General features: G+C 44.2%; 21 protein-coding genes, 1 tRNA gene and 1 pseudogene. 12 read left to right on the top strand and 11 right to left on the bottom strand.

What is annotated here, in order from left to right:
* Positions 1-104: 104 nt before the first annotated feature.
* Complete coding sequence (locus tag QOS07_RS06325; protein WP_283588127.1) at positions 105-860, top strand: hypothetical protein; 756 nt, start codon at positions 105-107, stop codon at positions 858-860.
* Between the two features lie 74 nt (positions 861-934).
* Here the strand turns inward: QOS07_RS06325 and QOS07_RS06320 are convergent.
* Positions 935-1,789 (bottom strand): annotated as a pseudogene (locus QOS07_RS06320) (patatin-like phospholipase family protein).
* A gap of 115 nt (positions 1,790-1,904) precedes the next feature.
* On the bottom strand, positions 1,905-2,975 hold the full coding sequence (gene xerS, locus QOS07_RS06315; RefSeq protein ID WP_283588126.1) for a tyrosine recombinase XerS: 1,071 nt from the start codon (positions 2,973-2,975) through the stop codon (positions 1,905-1,907).
* A 107-nt stretch (positions 2,976-3,082) separates the two neighbouring features.
* Between xerS and QOS07_RS06310 the strand changes: the two genes are divergently transcribed.
* Positions 3,083-3,325: a hypothetical protein gene (locus QOS07_RS06310; RefSeq protein WP_283588125.1), complete on the top strand. Its 243-nt coding sequence runs from the start codon at positions 3,083-3,085 to the stop codon at positions 3,323-3,325.
* Position 3,326: 1 nt separating this feature from the next.
* Positions 3,327-3,731: an ASCH domain-containing protein gene (locus QOS07_RS06305; RefSeq protein ID WP_283588124.1), complete on the top strand. Its 405-nt coding sequence runs from the start codon at positions 3,327-3,329 to the stop codon at positions 3,729-3,731.
* A gap of 178 nt (positions 3,732-3,909) precedes the next feature.
* Here QOS07_RS06305 and QOS07_RS06300 read toward each other — a convergent pair.
* Together QOS07_RS06300 and QOS07_RS06295 are read right to left on the bottom strand one after the other, a co-directional pair.
* Positions 3,910-3,983, bottom strand: a tRNA-Pro gene (locus QOS07_RS06300).
* A gap of 69 nt (positions 3,984-4,052) precedes the next feature.
* Positions 4,053-4,613: an RNA 2'-phosphotransferase gene (locus tag QOS07_RS06295; protein WP_283588123.1), complete on the bottom strand. Its 561-nt coding sequence runs from the start codon at positions 4,611-4,613 to the stop codon at positions 4,053-4,055.
* Positions 4,614-4,777: 164 nt separating this feature from the next.
* Between QOS07_RS06295 and QOS07_RS06290 the strand changes: the two genes are divergently transcribed.
* The 7 genes from QOS07_RS06290 (at position 4,778) to QOS07_RS06260 (ending at position 9,500) form a co-directional block, all read left to right on the top strand.
* Complete coding sequence (locus QOS07_RS06290; protein WP_283588122.1) at positions 4,778-6,076, top strand: Y-family DNA polymerase; 1,299 nt, start codon at positions 4,778-4,780, stop codon at positions 6,074-6,076.
* The gene (locus QOS07_RS06285) at positions 6,057-6,374 is read left to right on the top strand and encodes a hypothetical protein (protein WP_283588121.1); all 318 of its coding nucleotides are present in this window, start codon (positions 6,057-6,059) and stop codon (positions 6,372-6,374) included. The genes QOS07_RS06290 and QOS07_RS06285 overlap by 20 nt, the downstream gene beginning before the upstream one ends.
* Before the next feature lies 1 nt (position 6,375).
* On the top strand, positions 6,376-6,534 hold the full coding sequence (locus QOS07_RS06280; protein WP_283588128.1) for a hypothetical protein: 159 nt from the start codon (positions 6,376-6,378) through the stop codon (positions 6,532-6,534).
* 114 nt (positions 6,535-6,648) lie between these two features.
* Entirely contained in the window at positions 6,649-7,341 is a 693-nt protein-coding gene (locus QOS07_RS06275; RefSeq protein ID WP_408613337.1) for an amino acid ABC transporter ATP-binding protein, read from the top strand.
* A 22-nt stretch (positions 7,342-7,363) separates the two neighbouring features.
* The gene (locus QOS07_RS06270) at positions 7,364-8,197 is read left to right on the top strand and encodes a transporter substrate-binding domain-containing protein (protein WP_283588120.1); all 834 of its coding nucleotides are present in this window, start codon (positions 7,364-7,366) and stop codon (positions 8,195-8,197) included.
* Entirely contained in the window at positions 8,197-8,829 is a 633-nt protein-coding gene (locus QOS07_RS06265; RefSeq protein ID WP_283588119.1) for an amino acid ABC transporter permease, read from the top strand. Before QOS07_RS06270 ends, QOS07_RS06265 begins: the two co-directional genes overlap by 1 nt.
* A 17-nt stretch (positions 8,830-8,846) precedes the next feature.
* Positions 8,847-9,500: an amino acid ABC transporter permease gene (locus QOS07_RS06260; protein ID WP_283588118.1), complete on the top strand. Its 654-nt coding sequence runs from the start codon at positions 8,847-8,849 to the stop codon at positions 9,498-9,500.
* 101 nt (positions 9,501-9,601) lie between these two features.
* Here QOS07_RS06260 and QOS07_RS06255 read toward each other — a convergent pair whose 3' ends face one another.
* On the bottom strand, positions 9,602-12,526 hold the full coding sequence (locus QOS07_RS06255) for a YfhO family protein (RefSeq protein ID WP_283588117.1): 2,925 nt from the start codon (positions 12,524-12,526) through the stop codon (positions 9,602-9,604).
* A 172-nt stretch (positions 12,527-12,698) separates the two neighbouring features.
* On the opposite strand from QOS07_RS06255, the gene iolG reads away from it, so the two are divergent.
* On the top strand, positions 12,699-13,706 hold the full coding sequence (gene iolG, locus QOS07_RS06250) for an inositol 2-dehydrogenase (RefSeq protein ID WP_283588116.1): 1,008 nt from the start codon (positions 12,699-12,701) through the stop codon (positions 13,704-13,706).
* Between the two features lie 708 nt (positions 13,707-14,414).
* A complete protein-coding gene (locus QOS07_RS06245) occupies positions 14,415-14,708 on the top strand; it encodes a type II toxin-antitoxin system Phd/YefM family antitoxin (RefSeq protein ID WP_283588115.1) in 294 nt (97 codons plus the stop codon).
* A gap of 85 nt (positions 14,709-14,793) precedes the next feature.
* Here QOS07_RS06245 and QOS07_RS06240 read toward each other — a convergent pair whose 3' ends face one another.
* Genes QOS07_RS06240 through QOS07_RS06215 form a run of 6 tightly spaced genes read right to left on the bottom strand, consistent with a single transcriptional unit; the run spans position 14,794 to position 18,636 of the window.
* Positions 14,794-14,934: a hypothetical protein gene (locus tag QOS07_RS06240; protein ID WP_456298958.1), complete on the bottom strand. Its 141-nt coding sequence runs from the start codon at positions 14,932-14,934 to the stop codon at positions 14,794-14,796.
* On the bottom strand, positions 14,928-15,326 hold the full coding sequence (locus tag QOS07_RS06235; protein ID WP_283588114.1) for an iron-sulfur cluster biosynthesis family protein: 399 nt from the start codon (positions 15,324-15,326) through the stop codon (positions 14,928-14,930). The genes QOS07_RS06240 and QOS07_RS06235 overlap by 7 nt, the downstream gene beginning before the upstream one ends.
* A gap of 2 nt (positions 15,327-15,328) precedes the next feature.
* Entirely contained in the window at positions 15,329-16,006 is a 678-nt protein-coding gene (locus QOS07_RS06230) for a Crp/Fnr family transcriptional regulator (protein WP_283588113.1), read from the bottom strand.
* The gene (locus QOS07_RS06225) at positions 15,996-16,541 is read right to left on the bottom strand and encodes a ferritin family protein (RefSeq protein ID WP_283588112.1); all 546 of its coding nucleotides are present in this window, start codon (positions 16,539-16,541) and stop codon (positions 15,996-15,998) included. The genes QOS07_RS06230 and QOS07_RS06225 overlap by 11 nt, the downstream gene beginning before the upstream one ends.
* Before the next feature lie 2 nt (positions 16,542-16,543).
* Positions 16,544-16,774 (bottom strand): heavy-metal-associated domain-containing protein, encoded by a 231-nt coding sequence (locus QOS07_RS06220; protein WP_283588111.1) that lies wholly within the window; start codon positions 16,772-16,774, stop codon positions 16,544-16,546.
* A gap of 17 nt (positions 16,775-16,791) precedes the next feature.
* The gene (locus tag QOS07_RS06215) at positions 16,792-18,636 is read right to left on the bottom strand and encodes a heavy metal translocating P-type ATPase (protein ID WP_283588110.1); all 1,845 of its coding nucleotides are present in this window, start codon (positions 18,634-18,636) and stop codon (positions 16,792-16,794) included.
* Between the last annotated feature and the right edge of the window lie 294 nt (positions 18,637-18,930).

Raw genomic sequence — 18,930 nt, 5'->3', positions numbered from 1 at the left:
TGTTGTGGTGACACCATTAAAGACCTTTATGGGTTTTTTGTCCACTAATATGTTCAACTTAAATTTTACAATCTGCCAGATATAAAATTGCTGGGGGAAATAAGATGGAAACCAAGGACTTAGTTAACTTAAATCGGGAGCAACTGACGGACTACCTTACTAAGGTTTACAATTATCAGTCTGCTTTAGCGGATTATCAGAGTCAACAGTCAGAGGCCAAGGCGGACCATGACTTTGAAGCGGGCGAAGTTGCCGAAGAAATTATTAAAAATCATCGGTTGGCACAAAAGAATGCGCGGATCAAAGCATCGCGGTCAATCATTGCAGAAAGTAAAGACGAATTGGATGAACGCAAGGAATTATTCTTCCACTTCGACCGGTGGTATCGGTATATCCTCGTTTTGGCGGTTATTGGCGTACTGCTCTGCTGGCTATTTATTGGCAAAATTGGCGGATACATTGGTGAAGGTGTGCTGATCGTTGCGGTTGTTTGGGGAATTGTCAAGCTTGGCAAGGACTACCGTAAGAATAAGCGGCGAATGGAGACACTAAAAAAGAAGATTAAGGTAGAAAAGAGTAAACTTGCTGATTATCATGCAGAACTAAAAAAGCAGGTAGTGCAAGACATTGAAGCAGGGACGTATGATCACAGCACCGAGATTGATAACCTTGTTAATACCGATGACGCTAACCGTGAAGAATTAGCGGAAGCAAAAGAAAACTTGGCAAAGCTTAAGGTTGCGGATGTTTTACCAGCCGAGTTAGATGACATGAATTTTGTCCTCCACGCTCTTGACCAGCTGCGGAGCGGGACAGCAAATACTTGGACAGAGGTAACTGCTAATTATCATGAACGCTAAATAAAAAAGTTCGCCGGTAAAAAGATCCGGCGAACTTTTTATTAATCTTATAGTTTACATAATATCGATTCTGATCACTTTTCCAAATAACGAAGCATTCCTGGCAGGTACTCTTCGCCTTCCTTTTTACCCCGTTCATAAAGTTTACGAATTTTCTTGACGTTTCCTTCAACTCGCTTAATCTTCACCGGCTTTTTTGGTGCAATATCATAAATTTTACCCTCATTGGCTAACCGGTTAATTTCAGCAACTTGTTTGTTATACACTAGTGGCCGGTTAATTCCGGCTTCTGCAAAGGCTGGGTAATCCTTGTATACCCGGTGGTAAAGCTCTTTGACGGCCCGACTGGAAGGCTTCTTCCGGTATTTAACGTCCCGGGTCCGGACTACCACGATTTTGTCGTATCCTTGTTGCCGTGCAATATCGTAAGGAATTGAATCAGCAATTCCACCGTCAAGACATGGCCCCTGGCTGGTTTCTTGCGGGTTAGAGAGGAATGGCATTGAAGATGAAGCCTTGAGTGCCTGGGTTAGTTCATCCCCGGTTGGATCGGTAAACAATGCTACTTTGCCACTCTGAAGTGAGGTGGCTACTGCTGTGAAGTGTGAAGCTGACCGTTTATAGGCCGTTTCATTAAAGTTTTGCCAAGAGTAGCCATGGTCTTCAAAGAGGTAGTCAAGGTTAATAATTTCCTTTTTAAATACCCGGGTCATTGAAATGTAGTGCCGGTCATGGCGGTGGTTAATATTGATATTGGCAGCCCGTCCATATTGCTTAGAAACAAAGTTAACCCCGTTTAGTGAACCAGCAGAAACGCCAATCACACTTTTGAATTCAATATGGTGGGCAAGGAAGGTATAGACAATTCCAGCGGTTTATTGACCACGAAAGGCGCCACCTTCTAAAACAAGTGCTGCATCATATAACATGTTGTTAACAACTCCCCTTCTAGTTATTTGCCCCGATTAAGTAGAATTATACAATAGGAGTAAGAAAAAGTTCAAAGCTTGTTGTGGCTTTGAACTTTCTTACTATTGATTTAAGCTACTTTTCTGTATTCTGGTCGCTAATTTCATCTAAGGCATCACGCTGCTTTCGCTGGTCAACGTGGGTATAAAGGTCGGTGGCAGATGTTCCCTTTTGACCAAGCTGCTGGGCAACCAGCACCTGGTCCTTAGTTACTTCATACATTTCGGAAGCTAGGGTGTGCCGCAACTTATGTGGTGTGAGGGGGTGGCCAAACGCGGTTGAATACTTTTTGACCATCCGTTCAATGGCATTAGCAGTCATTCGACGGGTTTCACCATGGTATACCGTTAAAAAACAGGCGGTATCTTTTTTTAAGGCGTGGTAACGTTGGGCACGAATGGTTAGGTAGTTTTGAAGATATTCGATTGACCAGGGGGCGATTGGGACAGAATCCTTTTGCCCACCTTTCCGAACCACGTCAAGGAGCCGCTGCTTAACATTTAAGTCTGCCAAATCGACGTTTGCTGCTTCGGAGACCCGGACACCGGTCCCTAGAATTAGTGCGATAATCGCGATATCTCGCTCTTTATTTACCTTATAGGCTGGCAAGGCCCGCTTATCGCACTTTTTAGGGTAGCCATTTTCAATAAAATCGATAAAGTCAAACTTCATCTGACCGCGGTACATATGCGAGGCGAGCGTGTGCGCTCGGTAATTTAAGGTTTTGGTATCATTAAGTGAGTCGATTTTGGCCATGACGTTACGGTAGAAGTATGGCTCACCATCGTTAATGTCGGCAGTAACAGTAAGAAATTTGAAGAGGGAACGGAGCGCGTTGATTGACCGGTTGATCGAAGTGGGGGAGTTTAAGTGCCCTTGGGCATTTTTGGTGTGCTGTAAGTGGTCGATGTATAGCATAATGTCATTTCGTCGCAACTTTTCCAGTGTCTTAGTTGTAATATCAGCATTATCTTTTGCATCAGTTAAGCCACTTACTCGTAGCCAGTCAAAAAAGCGCCGAATCTCAGTTAGGTATTGGTAGGTAGTGGTTACCGCATGGTTAGTTCCGAGGTAGTACTCATTAACATAGTCTGGTAATTTAGCAAGTTCCTCCTGAATTAGCGGTAAGTACTTATCTGCTTCCATTTTTTCACACTCCTAAAATCACTAATGTATATTATAAGGTGTATATTATAAGACGAATATCCCCAAAAAGTGTACAATAAGAATGTTATAAGAAAAGGGGTAAAAAGATGAGTATTGAGAAAGATAGAGCGTATGCTGAAGTATTGCGTCAGCTCTCGACTGCTGAATTGCTGGATCGTTATTATAAGCAAACGCCAGAACTAGAAGACAAGGTTATTACTGGGAAAATTAATCCGGAGAAACTTGAAGAAGGACCAATTACGATTAATGGCGTTCGGATGTCAGTTAATGATGCCCGTGATTATTTAATCATGCAGCTGGTAAAGAAGACGCACCCAGAGGAACGGTAGGATGAAGGCATTATCGTTACATCCGGAAAATGCAGCTGCGGTAGCATGGGGCGATAAACTTGTCGAGTACCGTACCTGGCAAACAAAGTACCGGGGACCCCTTTTAATCTGTGCAAGCGCGAAAAAGACACCGGGATTTCTTGCTGGTTATGCTTTATGTGTGATGAACCTTGAAGAAATTTATCAGTTCCCAGATGGTAGTTTTGGCTGGCGCTTTTCGCCGTACAAAACAGGTCAGTCTTACCATGTCGAACCTTTCCCGGTAAAAGGACGGCAGCGACTATTTATAGTTAGCGACAATTTAATTGTACCGGTAAACTGGGAGCACGATGGACAGGTGGACCTGACGAAAGCCCATCAATGGTTTGAGAAAGTGTATGAGCCGTTAATTATGGCAAATGAATAGGTCGAACGACCGGGTGGGTCACCTAGTTGTTCAACCCTTTTTAAAACCCGGAAAACTTATTGGATTTCCGGTTGGGTAAATTAGGACTAACGTTGGGGCAGAAGGGTTATCGCGACGCAACATAAATATCTTTAAAATAAGAAAAGCGGCTGAGTTAATTCTCAGCCGCTTTTAGTAATCGGGAAAACAGGATTCGAACCTGCGACCCCCTGGTCCCAAACCAGGTGCTCTACCAAGCTGAGCTATTTCCCGAAAGTGCTTTGCTCATTAGCGAACGTTTATTATGATACCAATCATTTCGTAATTCGTAAAGCCCTTTTGCTAATTTTTCTTAAGAATTTTGAAAAACCGCGCTGGGAGTTCATCACAAAGCCATACTTGGTCATTGCCAACGTAGAATTGGATACCTGCTTGGTGAGCAGCGGCGGCGTCAATCTGTAAAATTACTGGCTTAGCATCGTGACGACTGCCGACTTGGTAGGCGGTTTGGAGATCAGTTGACAGGTGGACAAATTGTCGCTGCATTGGTAGTAATCCCAGCTTTTCAATACTAGGGATGAAACGGCGGGCAGTACCGTGATAAAGAACGGCTGGTGGGGTTGCTGGCTGATGCTTGATAATTCCAGGGATCGAATGACCGTAGAGGGCACAAATCCGATTGCTTTTAATCTCAAATCGCTGCTTGTCGGCATTGACCATTACTTCCTCAATTTTTGCCTTAGTCAATGCAGGGTGGAAATGATGAACGCGATTTAATGCCTTAATAAAGGTCGGCAAATCGGTGTAGCCATATTCGTCAAGTTGAATGCCGTACTTATCTGGATTGTGACGCAGAGCGTAAGACATCTTTTTACTAATAAATTTTAAATCTTGATTTACCAACTTATTTTCTCCTTCACAATACTTAAATTATGTAAACTAACTATAAACTTAACATATTACTTTGAATTATCGGGGAATTTTATCAAGTTCACCCTTTACGAACACATGTTCTATATGCTAATATTTGATTATACAAACAAACGTTCGATAGGTGGGTGGACAATATGGATTATTCTCATGAACCAGCGGGAGTATTCCTATTAATTGATAACAAATCCTTTTATGCTACCGTGGAATGCAGTGAACGGGGACTTGACCCCTTAACGACTCCGTTAGTAGTCATGTCTGAGGCAGCTAATACTGGTGGTGGCTTAATTCTTGCCTCATCCCCGGCCGCAAAGCAGCGGTATCATGTCTCAAATGTGAACCGTGCCCGTGACCTTCCGCATGATGACCGTTTATTTATTGTGCCGCCCCGGATGAACCTATACATTGAAAAGAACCTGGCAGTTAATAAAATCTTTAACGAATTCGCCGCAGATGAAGACCTGCTGCCGTATTCGATCGATGAGTCGATCTTAGATATTACGCATTCATGGCGACTCTTTGGTAATAACATTCTCCAGGTTATTCGTCAAATTCAGCGAACAGTTAAGGAACGCTTAGGATTAATTACAACGGTTGGCTTGGGGAATAATCCCCTGCAAGCCAAAATTGCGTTAGACGTTTATTCAAAGCATAATCGTGAGTTTATTGGGGTCATTACCAACCAAACTGTCCGTCAGCGGATCTGGTCCATCCCCAATATTACTGACGTTTGGGGAATCAATACCCGGACAGCCCGCCGCTTGGCCCGGCTTGGAATTCATAATATGTACCAATTAGCTCACTGTGACCCCTTTCAGCTAAAGGCGCAGCTTGGCATAATCGGTACCCAATTATATGCGACCGCGTGGGGGATTGACCGTACTAGTCTAAAGGAGACGGTTCTTCGCAATGATAAAAGTCTCGGTAATTCACAGGTCTTGCCCCGGGATTACGCGCAAAAAGAAGAAATTGAAGTAGTAATTCGTGAAATTTGCGCTCAGGTGGCTGCACGGCTACGGGCGCATAATAAGCAGGCGGGTGGTGTTTACCTCTATGTCGGTTACTCGATGGGGGTAGTGGACATTAATGGCCGGTCCGGCTTTGCCCACTCCTTAAAGCTCCCCTTTTCGACGGCGGACACAAACTTAATTAACGCCCAGCTAATCTATTTATTTGAGAAATACTGGGACGGGCAAGCCGCAATCCGCCATGTAGGAGTCTCATGCACGCGGCTGGCCAACCGCTTTGGCGAGCAGTTAAGTTTCTTTGATTCACCACGTCTTAACCTAGTCAAACTTGAGGATACAATGGATGAGATTCGGCAACGGTATGGCAAAACCGCGATTATGCGGGCAAGCAGTCTTAAACGTGGCGGAACTTTTATTGCCCGAAGCAACTTAGTGGGAGGTCACAGCGGTGGCAACAGTTTGGAATAGTAAGCGGGAAGGACAATTAATTGTGGACCGGATTGACCAGGCTTTTGTAAGTCAATACCATTATCGTTATTGGATTTCAATCGTGGCCTTTTTGCCGATTAACGGCTACAACCTTTTCTTTTACCGCCAACGACCTGGTGAGTATACCCGTTCAATCCCAATTGCCCGCTTAGTTGATGCAAGCTTTAGTCAGCTCATCGCAATCTTAAAAATTATTCGGGAAAGCTATCAATTTACCTTTACATATCGTGGCTTTTCCCGCCAGGAGCGACAGATCTTTCGAATGGAGGTTAATTAAAGTGCGCTTTTATGATGACCAGACGGCAGATAAGGTAGCTAGTGAATTTTTTCGCTATTATTACCATGATCGAGGAAAGATGAAATGGAGTGGCTTCTTCCTTTCTGAACATACAGCAGCGCTCCACAAACAACGTAAGCAACAGAATTCACAATCTTAATCGTTCAGCCCTTTACCGCTCAAATAACAAGTCCTATAATAATTTATTGTGTGCGAAATAACACAATTTATATAGGGATGAGGGGAAAGAGAATGTCTATGATTGAATTCCATAATGTTGAAAAATATTAATTTAAATGTTGACGCCGGTGAAACGGTGGTTTTGATTGGACCATCAGGTTCAGGGAAGAGTACCCTGATTCGGACGATTAATGGGCTGGACCCGATCCAATCAGGAAAGTTGATTGTTAACAATTACGACCTGTCAGATAAAGGGACCAACATTAATAAGCTTCGTCGTGATGTTGGGATGGTTTTCCAGCACTTCAACTTATACAACAACAAGTCGGTCCTTGAGAACATTATGCTTGCACCACGGGTGGTTTTGAAACGGCCAGAAGATGAAAACCGTGAATTAGCCATGCAGCTACTGGAAAAGGTTGGCCTCGCTAATAAGGCAGAGAACATGCCGAGTCAGCTATCTGGTGGTCAGAAGCAACGGATCGCAATTGCTCGTAGTCTAGCGATGAAGCCAAAGTGCTTACTCTTTGATGAGCCGACTAGTGCCCTTGATCCAGAAATGATTGATGATGTTTTGGATGTTATGAAAGACATTGCGAAGAATTCCAACATGACGATGCTCGTGGTTACCCACGAAATGGGCTTTGCACGGGCAGTTGCTGACCGGGTTATCTTCATGGCTGACGGTCAGATCCTCGAAGATGATTCAACCGAAAAGTTCTTTGGTGACCAACCTTCTTCCGACCGTGCTCGTGAATTCATGAGTAAAATTAGTGGTCACTTATAATACGGGAGAAGGTGTGATCACAATGCGAAAATTATGGCATTTACTAGGTGTGGGGTGCTTAGCTGCCCTCATGCTTGTTAGCCTTACTGCTTGTGCTGGTAAGTCAGTTGCGCAGCAAGATGTCTTAACTGCTGACCAAAAAGCCAACCGGATTACCTGGGGGGTTAAGGCTGATACCCGCTTATTCGGTCTGGAAGACATTAAAACCGGCCGGCTCGAAGGATTTGAAATTGACCTAGCTAAGGCAATGACAAAGGAGATCCTCGGTCCTAATGGTAAGTGTACCTTTGTCCCCGTTACTAGTGGTACCCGGGTTCCACTCTTAAAGAACGGTAACATTGATGCAATTATGGCAACAATGACAATTACTCCGGAACGGGAAAAACAGGTTGATTTTACTCACTCGTACTTTGATGCTGGTCAGTCACTCCTGGTTAAAAAGGGAAGTCCAATCAAGAGCATCAAGGATCTTAACAAACCTGGTGAAGTAATCCTGGGGGTATCTGGTTCTAATTCCGTTAAAAATGTTGCTAAGTATGCTCCCAAGGCGCGCGTCCTCCAATTGTCTGATTATGCTCAAGCAATGACGGCATTGAAGTCCAAGCAAGGGGATGCATTGACAACTGATAATGGGATCCTTTATGGGATGGCAGCAGAAAATCCTAATTATGAGGTTATCGGTGGCAACTTTACTAAGGAACCTTACGGGATTGCGGTTAATAAAAACCAGGCCCGCTTCCGCAACAAGTTAAACTGGGCCCTCGAACGGCTTGAAAAGAACGGGACGTATAACCGGCTTCTGCTTAAGTGGTTTGGTCACGTCAAAGGATTTAATTACCAGGAGATGAAACGCTAATGATTAATTTAATTACAAGTCAGTGGCAACCATTACTGATGGGTCTCTGGAATACCATCTTTTGTAGTGTGATTGCCCTTATTGGTAGCTTGATTATTGGTACTTTCTTTGCATTACTAGAAATTTCCAGTCACCGGGTAGTCCGGATCATTGGTAATGTGTACGTTGAAGTATTCCGGAACATCCCCCTGCTAGTAATCGCAATGGGCTTTTTCCTGATTGTTCCAATGTACATTGCAAAGATTAATGGTTTTACTGCCGGGACGATCGGGCTAACTCTTTATACTTCTTCCTTTATTGCTGAAACAGTTCGTGCCGGAATTAATTCAGTCGAAGGTGGTCAGCTCGAGGGGGCTCTGGCCAATGGGATGACCTACAGTCAAGCAATGCGGTACATCATTTTGCCCCAAGCCTTTAAGGTTGTTATTCCACCACTCGGCAACCAGTTTATTAACCTGGTGAAGAACTCCTCAGTCCTCGCCTTTGTGGCTGGCTTTGACCTAATGTACCAGGGAAATCTGATTGCTAACGATACGCTTGAAACGATGCCAACTTACTTTATTGTTGGTGTCCTTTACTTAATTATCACCTTACCGCTTAGTTACTACATGCGGTACTTAGAAAAAAATTAGCTTAGGGGGTGGGTTAGATGCAAAAATTTATTGATGCTTACTCATGGATCAACATCCGCTTCCTCCTCCAAGGCTTGTGGGTGACGATTGAAATCTCAGTTGCTTCAATTGTGATCAGCTTTATTTTGGGAACAATCTTGGGAATTATTCGTTACGAAAAGATTAAGTACCTATCAGCGATTGTCGGCTTTGTGATTGACATTATTCGGAACCTGCCGTTGCTGCTGATTATCTTCTTTACTTACTTCGGTTTACCAAATATTGGTATTAAGCCGGAAATTATTCCGGCCGCTATCATGGCAATGTCAATCTTTGAATCATCAATGGTCGCAGAAATTGTTCGGTCCGGGATTAACTCCATTGATTATGGTCAGACAGAAGGGGCACTTGCAAACGGTTTAACTCGTTGGCAGGCTTTACGGATCATCGTCTTACCACAGGCTATTCGGAACATGATGCCAGCATTAGTTAGTCAGTTTATTTCACTGGTTAAGGATACATCACTGGCAACAATCATCGTCCTGCCGGAATTGATGTACCATGCTCAAATCATCTACGGTCAAAATACCAACTACATCATTCCAATGTTTGTAGCGTTAGCGGTACTATACTTTATCGTTTGCTACTCCTTATCGTTATTGGCTAAGTATCTTCGTCGTCACTTGGCTTAAGTTTGATATTACAACAAAAAAAGATCGGGAAGAAATTTTTCCTTCTCGATCTTTTTATTTTTCCTAATATTAAGAATAACCTAGGAAACTCAACTAGCAACCTATTCTGCTTTTCGCTGGCGCCATACAACGGTAATTACAGCCGAAACGATAAGCCATGCTAAACCAATGAAGCTGACCTTTGCACCAGTGGCAAGGCCAGGTGTTTGGTAAGTGAATTTAACTTGGTGCCGACCACGTGGTAACCATACACCTAAGAAGGCCTGGTTTGTCCGGACTGTCTTGGCAGCCTTGCCATCTACTTTAACTTGCCAACCGGTCGAGTAGGGGATGGAAGACGTCAAGACACCGGGACGCGGCGTTGTAATTCGACCACTAAATTGGTTTTGACCAAATTTAAGGTTGGTTAAGCCGTGAGATTGAACCTCCTTAACCTGTTGATCATAGTGACTATCTAGTTTTTCAGCAACCACCTTGTAGTCCAACTGGTAAGTTCCCAGTTTGGAAGGCTGGAAGGTAAGGGTCGTTGGTAGGCCATTCTTGTAATAGCCAATATTCAGTGTTGTGTTATTAACCTTCTTAAACAGCGACAGGACGTTTTGCTTAGCTTGGATAACGCTAGCATCCCCAAACTTACTGGTAAAGTTGAGTTTGAAACTGATGTCTGGTGAACCATTCAAGACATGGGAGCGCCAATACTTATACGTGTTAAAGCGCTGGTTAATGACACTGCCAGGGTTTAATGCCATTTCTTGCAGGTGCTGTTTATCATACTTAATTTGCTCCTTCATACTAAATGGCGTGTACTTAATCTTTGAAAACTCGATGTGGAGCTCGGCTTGCCGGTAGCGGTTAGCAACACTCTTCTTTTCCAATTCAGGGAATTGCAACTGGTATTTTTCATCGGTATCGGTGTACTTCAGGTGGTGGGGGTTAACCTTATTCAGGCGGTTAGACATTAGGACATTCTTAATTGTCGAAACATGGTTATGAAGGTTAGCAGGACGCATCCCCTTAGTTGAACCATTTACGACCACCCCGGATGCTAAGGCCCGTTCCTTTTCGGTTGGTGAAAGCTTATTGTAGCGCTGGTGGCTAATGTAATCACCCTGCCAGTACATCAGTGGGAAGGATTGTCCACTCCGGTAACGGATGGTTTGGGTAGGTACCAGTGGTTTCTTTCCCTTTTGAACCGTTCGTGGACTTGGCTGCCCAACATCATAATTGATTACTGGTGGGGTTACCTTATTCATGAAGTAGCCAGCCGGGATCTTAGTTGCGTTCTTGCCGTTGCTTTGAACAAAGAGGTACTTAACCCCAAAGAAATTATTCATTACGCTGCGGTCGTCGGCCTGACGAATAGGAATATTGGCCTGGTACTGGTTGTTTTGTAGAGCAGTATTAAACTGACCAAGATATTTGTTTTGTAATGAATAATAGGAATCAATACTGTTGAGTCCTGAGGTAAGGTCGTTATCCAAGTTAGGGCCCAGTTCGTCGGCATTAGTATTGTCGTTAATAATCTGGTTCTGGCTAATTGTTGAAACCCGGTAAAATGGCTTCCCTGTTAGTCCCTGGTCGAGGCCCCCATAACGATTAGCAGTGATTGCTTGGTATTCGCCGCGACTCAGCATATTGGCGGTAAAATCACCCTTAAATGGAAAGGCAGAGTAAACCGCGTTGAAGCCAGCGTTAAGGACAATAATTGCCAATAACCAGCGATCAGGGAAACGGGTATGGTGTAAGTTGACCATCCATAGTGCCATTAGTGAAACAATTAGGAAGAGGACGGGCATGAACATGTCGTCGCTATCGTCAAAGTAGTACGTAGCAATTAGTACCACCAGGTAGACGATTGTTGCCCAATTGAGGATCCAGAGGTCATGGCGGGTTAATTGAGGTGCTTCTTCGACAAGGATACAAACGGCCAGCGAAAGTGGCAGATAGATAAGAAGCGTCCACCGGTTAGAGGCTGACATCATGCCGTTGAAGAAGGCACCAACAGCGGGAATCAGGAGCATGACCAATGACATTGCAAGCGAAATGGTCATTAACGGATACTTCTTTGGCCGGCTGTATATATAGACGAGGGCTAAGAAACCGATTGAAACTATCCCTAAAGCGGTCCAGTACATAAAGTACCACTGTCCACCGTTAATGAGCTGTTTGGGGAGAAATAGGTAGTAGTAAAGCGGGTATACTTTTAAGCCATTAGCAAATTCAGACCCAGTCCGGGTAGAATTAGTCACCGCAATTAGTTCTGGTATCAGCATGATTGCAGAGACCAAGATACTTGAGACGGTGGCAAATGCTAATTTACCAAGCGTCTTCAAGTAGTTTAACTTGGGACGGTAGTGTGTCAGTACGCGTAAAACTAGGTAGATGAAGGCACCGATACCCAAAACAAAGGCGAAGTAGTAGTTACTAATTAGCATCCAGGTAAAGGCGCCCATCAACGGCCAGGCACTGCCGCCCTTGAGTATTCGTTCAATCTGAACGACGATTAACGGGAAAAGAATGAACGGGGTCGTAAAGAATGGCTGGGCAATCGCAGCGTAGAGCAGGAAAGCATTAACCATGTATGTGGTTGCTCCCGCAATAATCACGTTGTCCCGAAATTTGAAGTGCTGGGCAAAGTAAACAAAGGAGAGTCCAACACAATACAGCCGGATCATACTAATGACCTGGTAGGCGAGGGTCATTTTAGCGGCAGGGAAGAGTAGGGCAAGGTAAGCAAATACGTCCCCGATCGTGTAGTAGGAATAAACTTGGAATGTATCAGTCCCCAACCCCATCTTCCATGACCAGTAATTAATTTGGCCGGGATGGTGGAAAAAGTGGATCAGCGCTTCCCGGTAGTTTGCCATTAATGGCAGATGCTGGTTTAACGCATCCTTGCTCAAGATAAAGGTATGACCAGTTAATAGGTATGTTCCAAATATACAGGCCGCTAGAAAGATGAAAACGATTGTATATTTCAAGTACAATCGCTTAAGTGGCCGGTGTTTCGTAAATGTAAAATCCATTAGTAGACTCCCCATCTTAAATGTTTCAAATACTATCATATTTTAGCATTATGTTCGGGGGGATGCGAATTTGATTTAATGGCAGATCTCCTGTTGACGGTAGCAAGGAATAGTTCCTAATATTAAAGTATAAGTTTATCGCGCATGCTTTTACTTTGAAGGAGTGATTTCAGTGGCAAAATTGAGAATTGCTGTAATTGGTCTCGGTCGGATTGGAAAGATGCATTTAAAGAACCTGATGATACTGCCAGACCAATTTCAAGTTGTTGGGATTGCGGATCCTACCGAGGAAAATTTGCAGGCAGTTGTCGACCAGTATCATCTTCCGTACTACAGTGCCGATTATCATGAATTACTGCAAAAAGATGACGTTGATTGTGTACTAATTGCGAGTGCTACGGATACTCATGCCCAGATTATTAAGGACGCAGCAAGAGCTGGTAAGGATATTTTTTGTGAAAAGCCACTTGATACTGATGTTGCGCGCATTAAAAGTCTGCTTGCAATTGTCGATGAGTGTGGTGTTAAGCTTCAAGTTGGTTTTAACCGTCGCTTTGACCATAATTTTTGGCGGATTCACCAATGCGTTACTGATGGTTCGCTTGGTACACCGCAGATTATCAAAATTTCATCACGTGACCCGGAGCCACCGTCACTGGAATATGTTAAGCGCTCAGGTGGACTGTTCTTTGATATGATGATTCATGACCTTGATTTAATTCGCTACTTATCTAACAGTGAAGTTGAAGAAGTAACAGCAAAAGGTGCCGTGCTAGTTAATCCGCAAATTGGCGAACTTGGTGATATTGATACCGCAATTGTGACGCTTAAGTTCAGCAATGGTGCCTTAGGTGTGATTGATAATAGTCGTCAGGCAGTATATGGCTATGACCAGCGCGCTGAAGTTTTCGGTAATAAAGGAATGGCAAAGGCTGATAATGACCGCAATTCGACCGTTGAATTAGACTTAAAAGACGCTTCTAAGCTTGATAAGATGCCATATTTCTTTATTGACCGCTATCAGCAGGCATATTTAAGTGAATTAACCGCATTTCATAACAGTATTGTTAATGATGAGTCAGTCATGGCTAGCGGTAACGATGGCTTGCGTGCCGTTCAACTGGCTCTAGCTTGCCAAAAATCATTAGAAACCGGTCAATCAGTTAAAATTGTTTATTAATTTATATTAAATCAGTTGCAAACATCTAAAATGTCAACAACTGATTTTTATTTTGATTTGATTGGAGCTAAATGTTTTGGGCGGTGCAATTTAATGTGTGTACAACTTAAATTAAGTGAAAAATACTGGATAGTTTGGACAGCGAGATTTATCGGAATTTGGCGGTCCTCGGGGGACTTTCCTTTTTATGTCGCATTAAAACTATAATTTTAATGACAGGTTGATAATTTTAATTATTAGCCCTCTTTTTGGTTATAACTCTTGAGATTAATCATTAATTTTAAATAAAGCAATACATTACTGTTAGTTAATAAGAAATCTTCCTACCTGCTGAAGATAGGAAGATTTTCTCTGTATATTACAGAGATATCGCGTGACCCAACCCAGGGCCTTAGTGTCTAGCTACGGACAATCGCTAGCCCGTTCCGTGCTAACGATCGTCCTATGCTAGCCATACAGGCCCTAACCGGGGTTGTGGCACAGCTCCTTTCTTTACTTTAGTAAAATTAATTAATCAGCCCTCCAGCTTTAACTTACTCAGAACCTAAACAGTTTTCGCTATAATATTTTCTTAGGAAATTCTAGTCATTAAATCATCAATATACCAACAGAACACTTTCAACGATAATTTACTTTAAGTATTTTTCGGTTATTCGTTACAAAATCATACAAAGACTAAGTACAATAAGCAATAAAGGATGTGATTCTATGCCATTAGTAATTACACAAAGCGACTTAAGAAAACACATTAAGGACTACCTTGGCCAAGCTAGTGAGAACAATCAAACCGTCTTAGTAGCACGTTCAAGCCACCGCAATGTTGCTATCATTTCTCAAGAGCAATTAAATGCATTACTTGATGCAGTAAATTCTAAGGAAGACTCACTAGATTATACAATTGCCCGTGACAAGCTAATTGACATGCAAATGCTTCCGGGTGATCCTATTGTTGAACCAGACAAGAATTATTGGAATAAATTTAAGGAAAGCGAGGACAAATAAAATTGTCTAAATATGCTTTTCGTCACTTATTTCGGCAAAATAAAAACGGTGTGCGAATCTTGGCACACCGTCTATCAATATTAAATTAGTCTTGCGAGTCGTCGACAATTACCAGTGACTTGATAGCGTCACGTTTATCCATTGCTTCATAGGCCTTTTCAATATCGTCAAGTTTGAACCGCTTAGTAAAGACTTTTCCAGGATGGATCTTGTCATTTCTTAGCAATCATGTGTTCCGCTATACGCTGGTGACTGATAAGTACTATCGACAGTTACTAATTCGAGATTAGGGGTCAGAATCTTTAGCGGGCTCACCAATGGTAAGGCGCAGTGTGCTTGATCAAAACGGACGGTCATTTTAGGTTCAAATTGCGCATTGGCGTATAACTCGCTCTTGATAAAAATATCACCAAGATTGGAACTAACCAGCTCATCAAGGTCATGGGTATCCATCCCCTTATCAACGAATAGCAGGCGGTAATTAGCAACCATGTCACAATTGCCAATCGCCGAAAATGGCCCCACCCCGTCGTCAAAGTCAAGGATCATCTTCTTTGTGGGGTCTAGATACCTTTGTACTCGTTGCTTGGCAGCCGGTGAAAAGGTGAGTTGTTTCATGATTAATCTTTCCCTTCTATTTTGGCTAACTGGTTAATGGTTATCTTCTGCTGATGGTAACTGACAATTCCTTCATCTTGCAACTTGGTGAGATTACGGGAGAGTGTCTCCGGAGTTGTTCCCAAGTAGGAGGCAATGTCTTTTAACTTAGCCGGAAGAGCTACCACTTGGCTTCCCTGCCGGCGACTCAAGTCTAGCAAGTAATTGACCAGCCGGGAACGAAACGGGGTTACCGCCAGCAGCTGGGTCTGCCGACGCAGGTTAGCAATTGTTGCTGACTGGTCATGCAGTATTTTCAAAGCCATTGCGGTATGGTTGCACAGCAAGTGGTTGAAGTCACCACTTTCAAGTATACAGACGGTCGAATCAGTCAGTGCCTCGACATAGTTACTATCGTTTTGACTCCCGAAAAGCCAAGATTCACCGACATAATCGCCAGCATTAAGCACTTGGAGGACATGGCGCTGACCAGCGGAATTTAACTGGTAGAACTCAACCTTCCCCTGCGCGATGATAACCAGCTGGTTCTTATCTCCGGGGCGGATAATGACTTCCCCACTAGTTAATCTTCGGCGGTGCAATAATTTTTCCACCTGTGTTTGTTCCTGCAGGGTAAAATTCTTAAACAGCGGAACAAACTGAACGCACAGCTGTTTTTTCTCATTAGTGTTAGAAATCATCGTCATCCTCTTCGTTGTATAATCCTTCGCGCAGATCATGATTTAAGAAGCGCTGGGTCAGTGAAATTTGCTGCTTGATCCAGGCGAGTAGTTCGGTTAGTAAGTCAACCAGTTCCGGCCACTGCTCTTTCGTTGCCAGCTGGATTGCCTTGGTGATAAAAAGCGTTTGGGTGTCGAAATCCTTAACCAAGTTAAAGAGCTGGTCATCACCAGGCAGGTACTTATCAGCGCCGTTCTCTTCCAGCATGGTAAACTGGGCAAACTGGGCAGTTGTCGTCGGAATCGATTCTTCATTATTAACCAGCATCTGGCTAAGTGCATTAAAGATTTGCTGCTCGTAACTAATCCAGTTGAGGGCGTAGTGATCAAGGAAAACAGTTGTCGGCCCCGCCGCAAATAGGCGCGCTTGATTAATCTTAAACTCATGGATTGCCAGGTTAGCAATGACGTGCCCAGTCATCGCTCCGGCAGTTGGCTTATGGTGGTCAGCGTCGCTTTGTTTCAGCTCCCGCGCGAATTGTTCTTCTTTTGTCATTATTATTCTACCTCCTTGGTCCGTACACGTTGGACAATATAACCCATTTTTTCAATCTGCTGCTGAATTTCGTCGGTACTCGTCTGGGTCGTATCGAGGGTGAATTTAACCTTACCGGCGTTGAACAAGACTTTAATGTCGTTAGTCCCCGCAAAGTCATCCACGCCCTTTTGAATCTTCGTCAAACATGATGGGCAGGTTAACCCACCTAGCTGCATCATTACCTTTTCCATTATTAAAAGCCTCTTTTCTATTTTCTAATTAACCGTAAGCTGTTAAGAACTACTAGCAGAATACTCAACTCGTGGATAAGCATCCCCGAAGCCATTTCGATATAGCCGGCAAAGAGACCGATGAACAAGAGAATCACCGTCAACAGGGCAATCGCAATGTTTTGCTTCATATTGTTCATCGTTCGCTGGGCCAACTGAACACCCGTTGCTAGCGCGTCTAACTTTCCCTTTACTAGCACAAGGTCGGATACGTCAATTGCAACGTCGGTTCCTGACCCCATGGCAACTGCAACGTCAGCCTGCGCCAATGCAGGACTATCGTTGACCCCGTCACCAACAAAGACAACGTGGTGCTGTCGACTTTGTAGTTGCTTCAGGTATGTGGCCTTATCCTGTGGCAGCATTGCAGCCCGTACTTCGTCAATTGGCAACTGCTCGGCTACCCTGGCCGCTGTTTGCTGATTATCCCCCGTTAGCATCACTAGGTGGTTAATTCCTAGCTGCTTGAGTCTCCTCAGGGTTGACCGGGTGGCGGAGCGCAATTGGTCACTGATACCGAATACCGCGATTTCTTGCTGGTCGTCACGGGCAAGGATGGCAACGGACTTGCCGGCATGGGTTAGGCGGCTGATGGTCTCTTCCAAGCCGGAAACTTTCATGCCATTATCCGCCAGCAATTCCAGGTTGCCGAGAAAATACTGGTGGCCATCAATCACCGTACGAGTCCCCCGCCCTTTAATCGTGGTTGTTTCCGCGGTAGCAGCCTTGCGTTGGACAGTAAGCTTCGCAATTGCCGTGGCTAGGGGATGGTTGCTATTGCGCTCGATGGCAACCGCGTGATCGATTATTGCTTGGCGTTTGCCGCGAAGGATGATCAGGTCGCTAACTGTCGGTTGACCATTAGTGAGGGTGCCAGTCTTATCAAAGGCAATCGTATCAACCCGGGTTAGTTCGTCCATCACTACGGAACCTTTAAAAAGGATGCCGTGTTTGGCGCCATTACCAATTCCGGCAACGGTTGATGCAGGAATGCCGATTACCAGTGCTCCGGGACAACCAAGAACCATCACCGTAATGGCTAAACGGAGGTCGCGAGTGATAATCCCCACGCCAAGTGCTACTAGTAGGATTAATGGAGTATAGTACTTGGCAAAACGGTCGATAAAGCGTTGCGCCCTTGTCTGTGAGTCTTCTGCTTCTTCTACTAGTTCAATAATCTTGCCAAAGGTGGTATCATCGCCCACCGCAGTTGCTTTAACAGTAAGAATCCCATTGGTTAGGATGGTTCCTGCCGAAACTTTTGCGCCAGCCCGCTTATTAATTGGCGCCGCCTCGCCGGTGATACTTGCTTCATTGACCATCCCGCTACCGTCAACCACTAGGCCGTCGACTGGCACCTGGTCGCCCGTTTTTACCAATACCCGGCTCCCGATCGCGACAAAATCAACCTCTTCCTTGTGTGGCTGGTCATTTTTATCTAGTACAATGGCCGTCTGCGGGGCTGCCTGGGTGAGTGTCTTGACCGCTGACCGGGACCTGGCGAGACTTGCTTCTTCCAGCATTTCACCAAGCAAAAATAGCCAGGTGACGATCGCCGCCTCGTTATATTCACCGATCAGGAGCGCACCAACGACGGCAATTGTGATAAGCACGTCAATTGAGACCAGCTTCACCCGTAGTGATGAAATGGCCGTCAGCGCAACTGGAACGAGACCGCCGAATGCAACAACGAGCATTAGAAATTGGTAGAGGGGCAAGGTTGTGGTTGCTCGGCTCGCTTCCGCTAATAGGATCCCTATCGTCATTACGAGGACAATTAGCTTTCTATGGGTGGCATAAAAGCGCTGGATTTTAATTGTCATGCCGTGATCACTTCCCTTCTGTTTGTTTTCGCATTCATGATAGCCTGCCTGTGAAAATAAATAATTGACAGGGATCAAGTTTTTAAAATAAAACACCCGCCAAAGCGAGAATTTCACGTAGCCTTACACGAAATTCTGTATTTGACGGGTGTCTTTTTTATCATTTAGAGTGAGCGCATACCAACCAGGTGTAAAACCGGTGTCAATTGTCTCCAGTTCATAGTCAATCCGAGATCAATTGAGTGGTTCTGCCCATAACCAAAATTATCACAAAAAGCCACTAGCGTTCAACGG

Source organism: Limosilactobacillus viscerum (assembly GCF_947387525.1).
GTDB classification, from domain to species: Bacteria; Bacillota; Bacilli; order Lactobacillales; family Lactobacillaceae; genus Limosilactobacillus; species Limosilactobacillus viscerum.
Note: the sequence above shows the minus strand (reverse complement) of the source record. Positions and strands in the feature narration are given on the sequence as shown.

Bases quoted from the DNA above. Each gene is read 5' to 3' on its own strand.
- QOS07_RS06220 (WP_283588111.1), bottom strand. From the start codon at position 16,774: ATGGAAAAGGTAATGATGCAGCTAGGTGGGTTAACCTGCCCATCATGT.
- QOS07_RS06230 (WP_283588113.1), bottom strand. From the start codon at position 16,006: ATGATTTCTAACACTAATGAGAAAAAACAGCTGTGCGTTCAGTTTGTT.
- QOS07_RS06265 (WP_283588119.1), top strand. From the start codon at position 8,197: ATGATTAATTTAATTACAAGTCAGTGGCAACCATTACTGATGGGTCTC.
- QOS07_RS06255 (WP_283588117.1), bottom strand. From the start codon at position 12,526: ATGGATTTTACATTTACGAAACACCGGCCACTTAAGCGATTGTACTTG.
- QOS07_RS06305 (WP_283588124.1), top strand. From the start codon at position 3,327: ATGAAGGCATTATCGTTACATCCGGAAAATGCAGCTGCGGTAGCATGG.
- QOS07_RS06310 (WP_283588125.1), top strand. From the start codon at position 3,083: ATGAGTATTGAGAAAGATAGAGCGTATGCTGAAGTATTGCGTCAGCTC.
- QOS07_RS06290 (WP_283588122.1), top strand. From the start codon at position 4,778: ATGGATTATTCTCATGAACCAGCGGGAGTATTCCTATTAATTGATAAC.
- QOS07_RS06225 (WP_283588112.1), bottom strand. From the start codon at position 16,541: ATGACAAAAGAAGAACAATTCGCGCGGGAGCTGAAACAAAGCGACGCT.
- QOS07_RS06275 (WP_408613337.1), top strand. From the start codon at position 6,649: ATGTTGAAAAATATTAATTTAAATGTTGACGCCGGTGAAACGGTGGTT.
- QOS07_RS06245 (WP_283588115.1), top strand. From the start codon at position 14,415: ATGCCATTAGTAATTACACAAAGCGACTTAAGAAAACACATTAAGGAC.
- QOS07_RS06325 (WP_283588127.1), top strand. From the start codon at position 105: ATGGAAACCAAGGACTTAGTTAACTTAAATCGGGAGCAACTGACGGAC.
- QOS07_RS06215 (WP_283588110.1), bottom strand. From the start codon at position 18,636: ATGACAATTAAAATCCAGCGCTTTTATGCCACCCATAGAAAGCTAATT.
- xerS (WP_283588126.1), bottom strand. From the start codon at position 2,975: ATGGAAGCAGATAAGTACTTACCGCTAATTCAGGAGGAACTTGCTAAA.
- QOS07_RS06260 (WP_283588118.1), top strand. From the start codon at position 8,847: ATGCAAAAATTTATTGATGCTTACTCATGGATCAACATCCGCTTCCTC.
- QOS07_RS06270 (WP_283588120.1), top strand. From the start codon at position 7,364: ATGCGAAAATTATGGCATTTACTAGGTGTGGGGTGCTTAGCTGCCCTC.
- QOS07_RS06235 (WP_283588114.1), bottom strand. From the start codon at position 15,326: ATGAAACAACTCACCTTTTCACCGGCTGCCAAGCAACGAGTACAAAGG.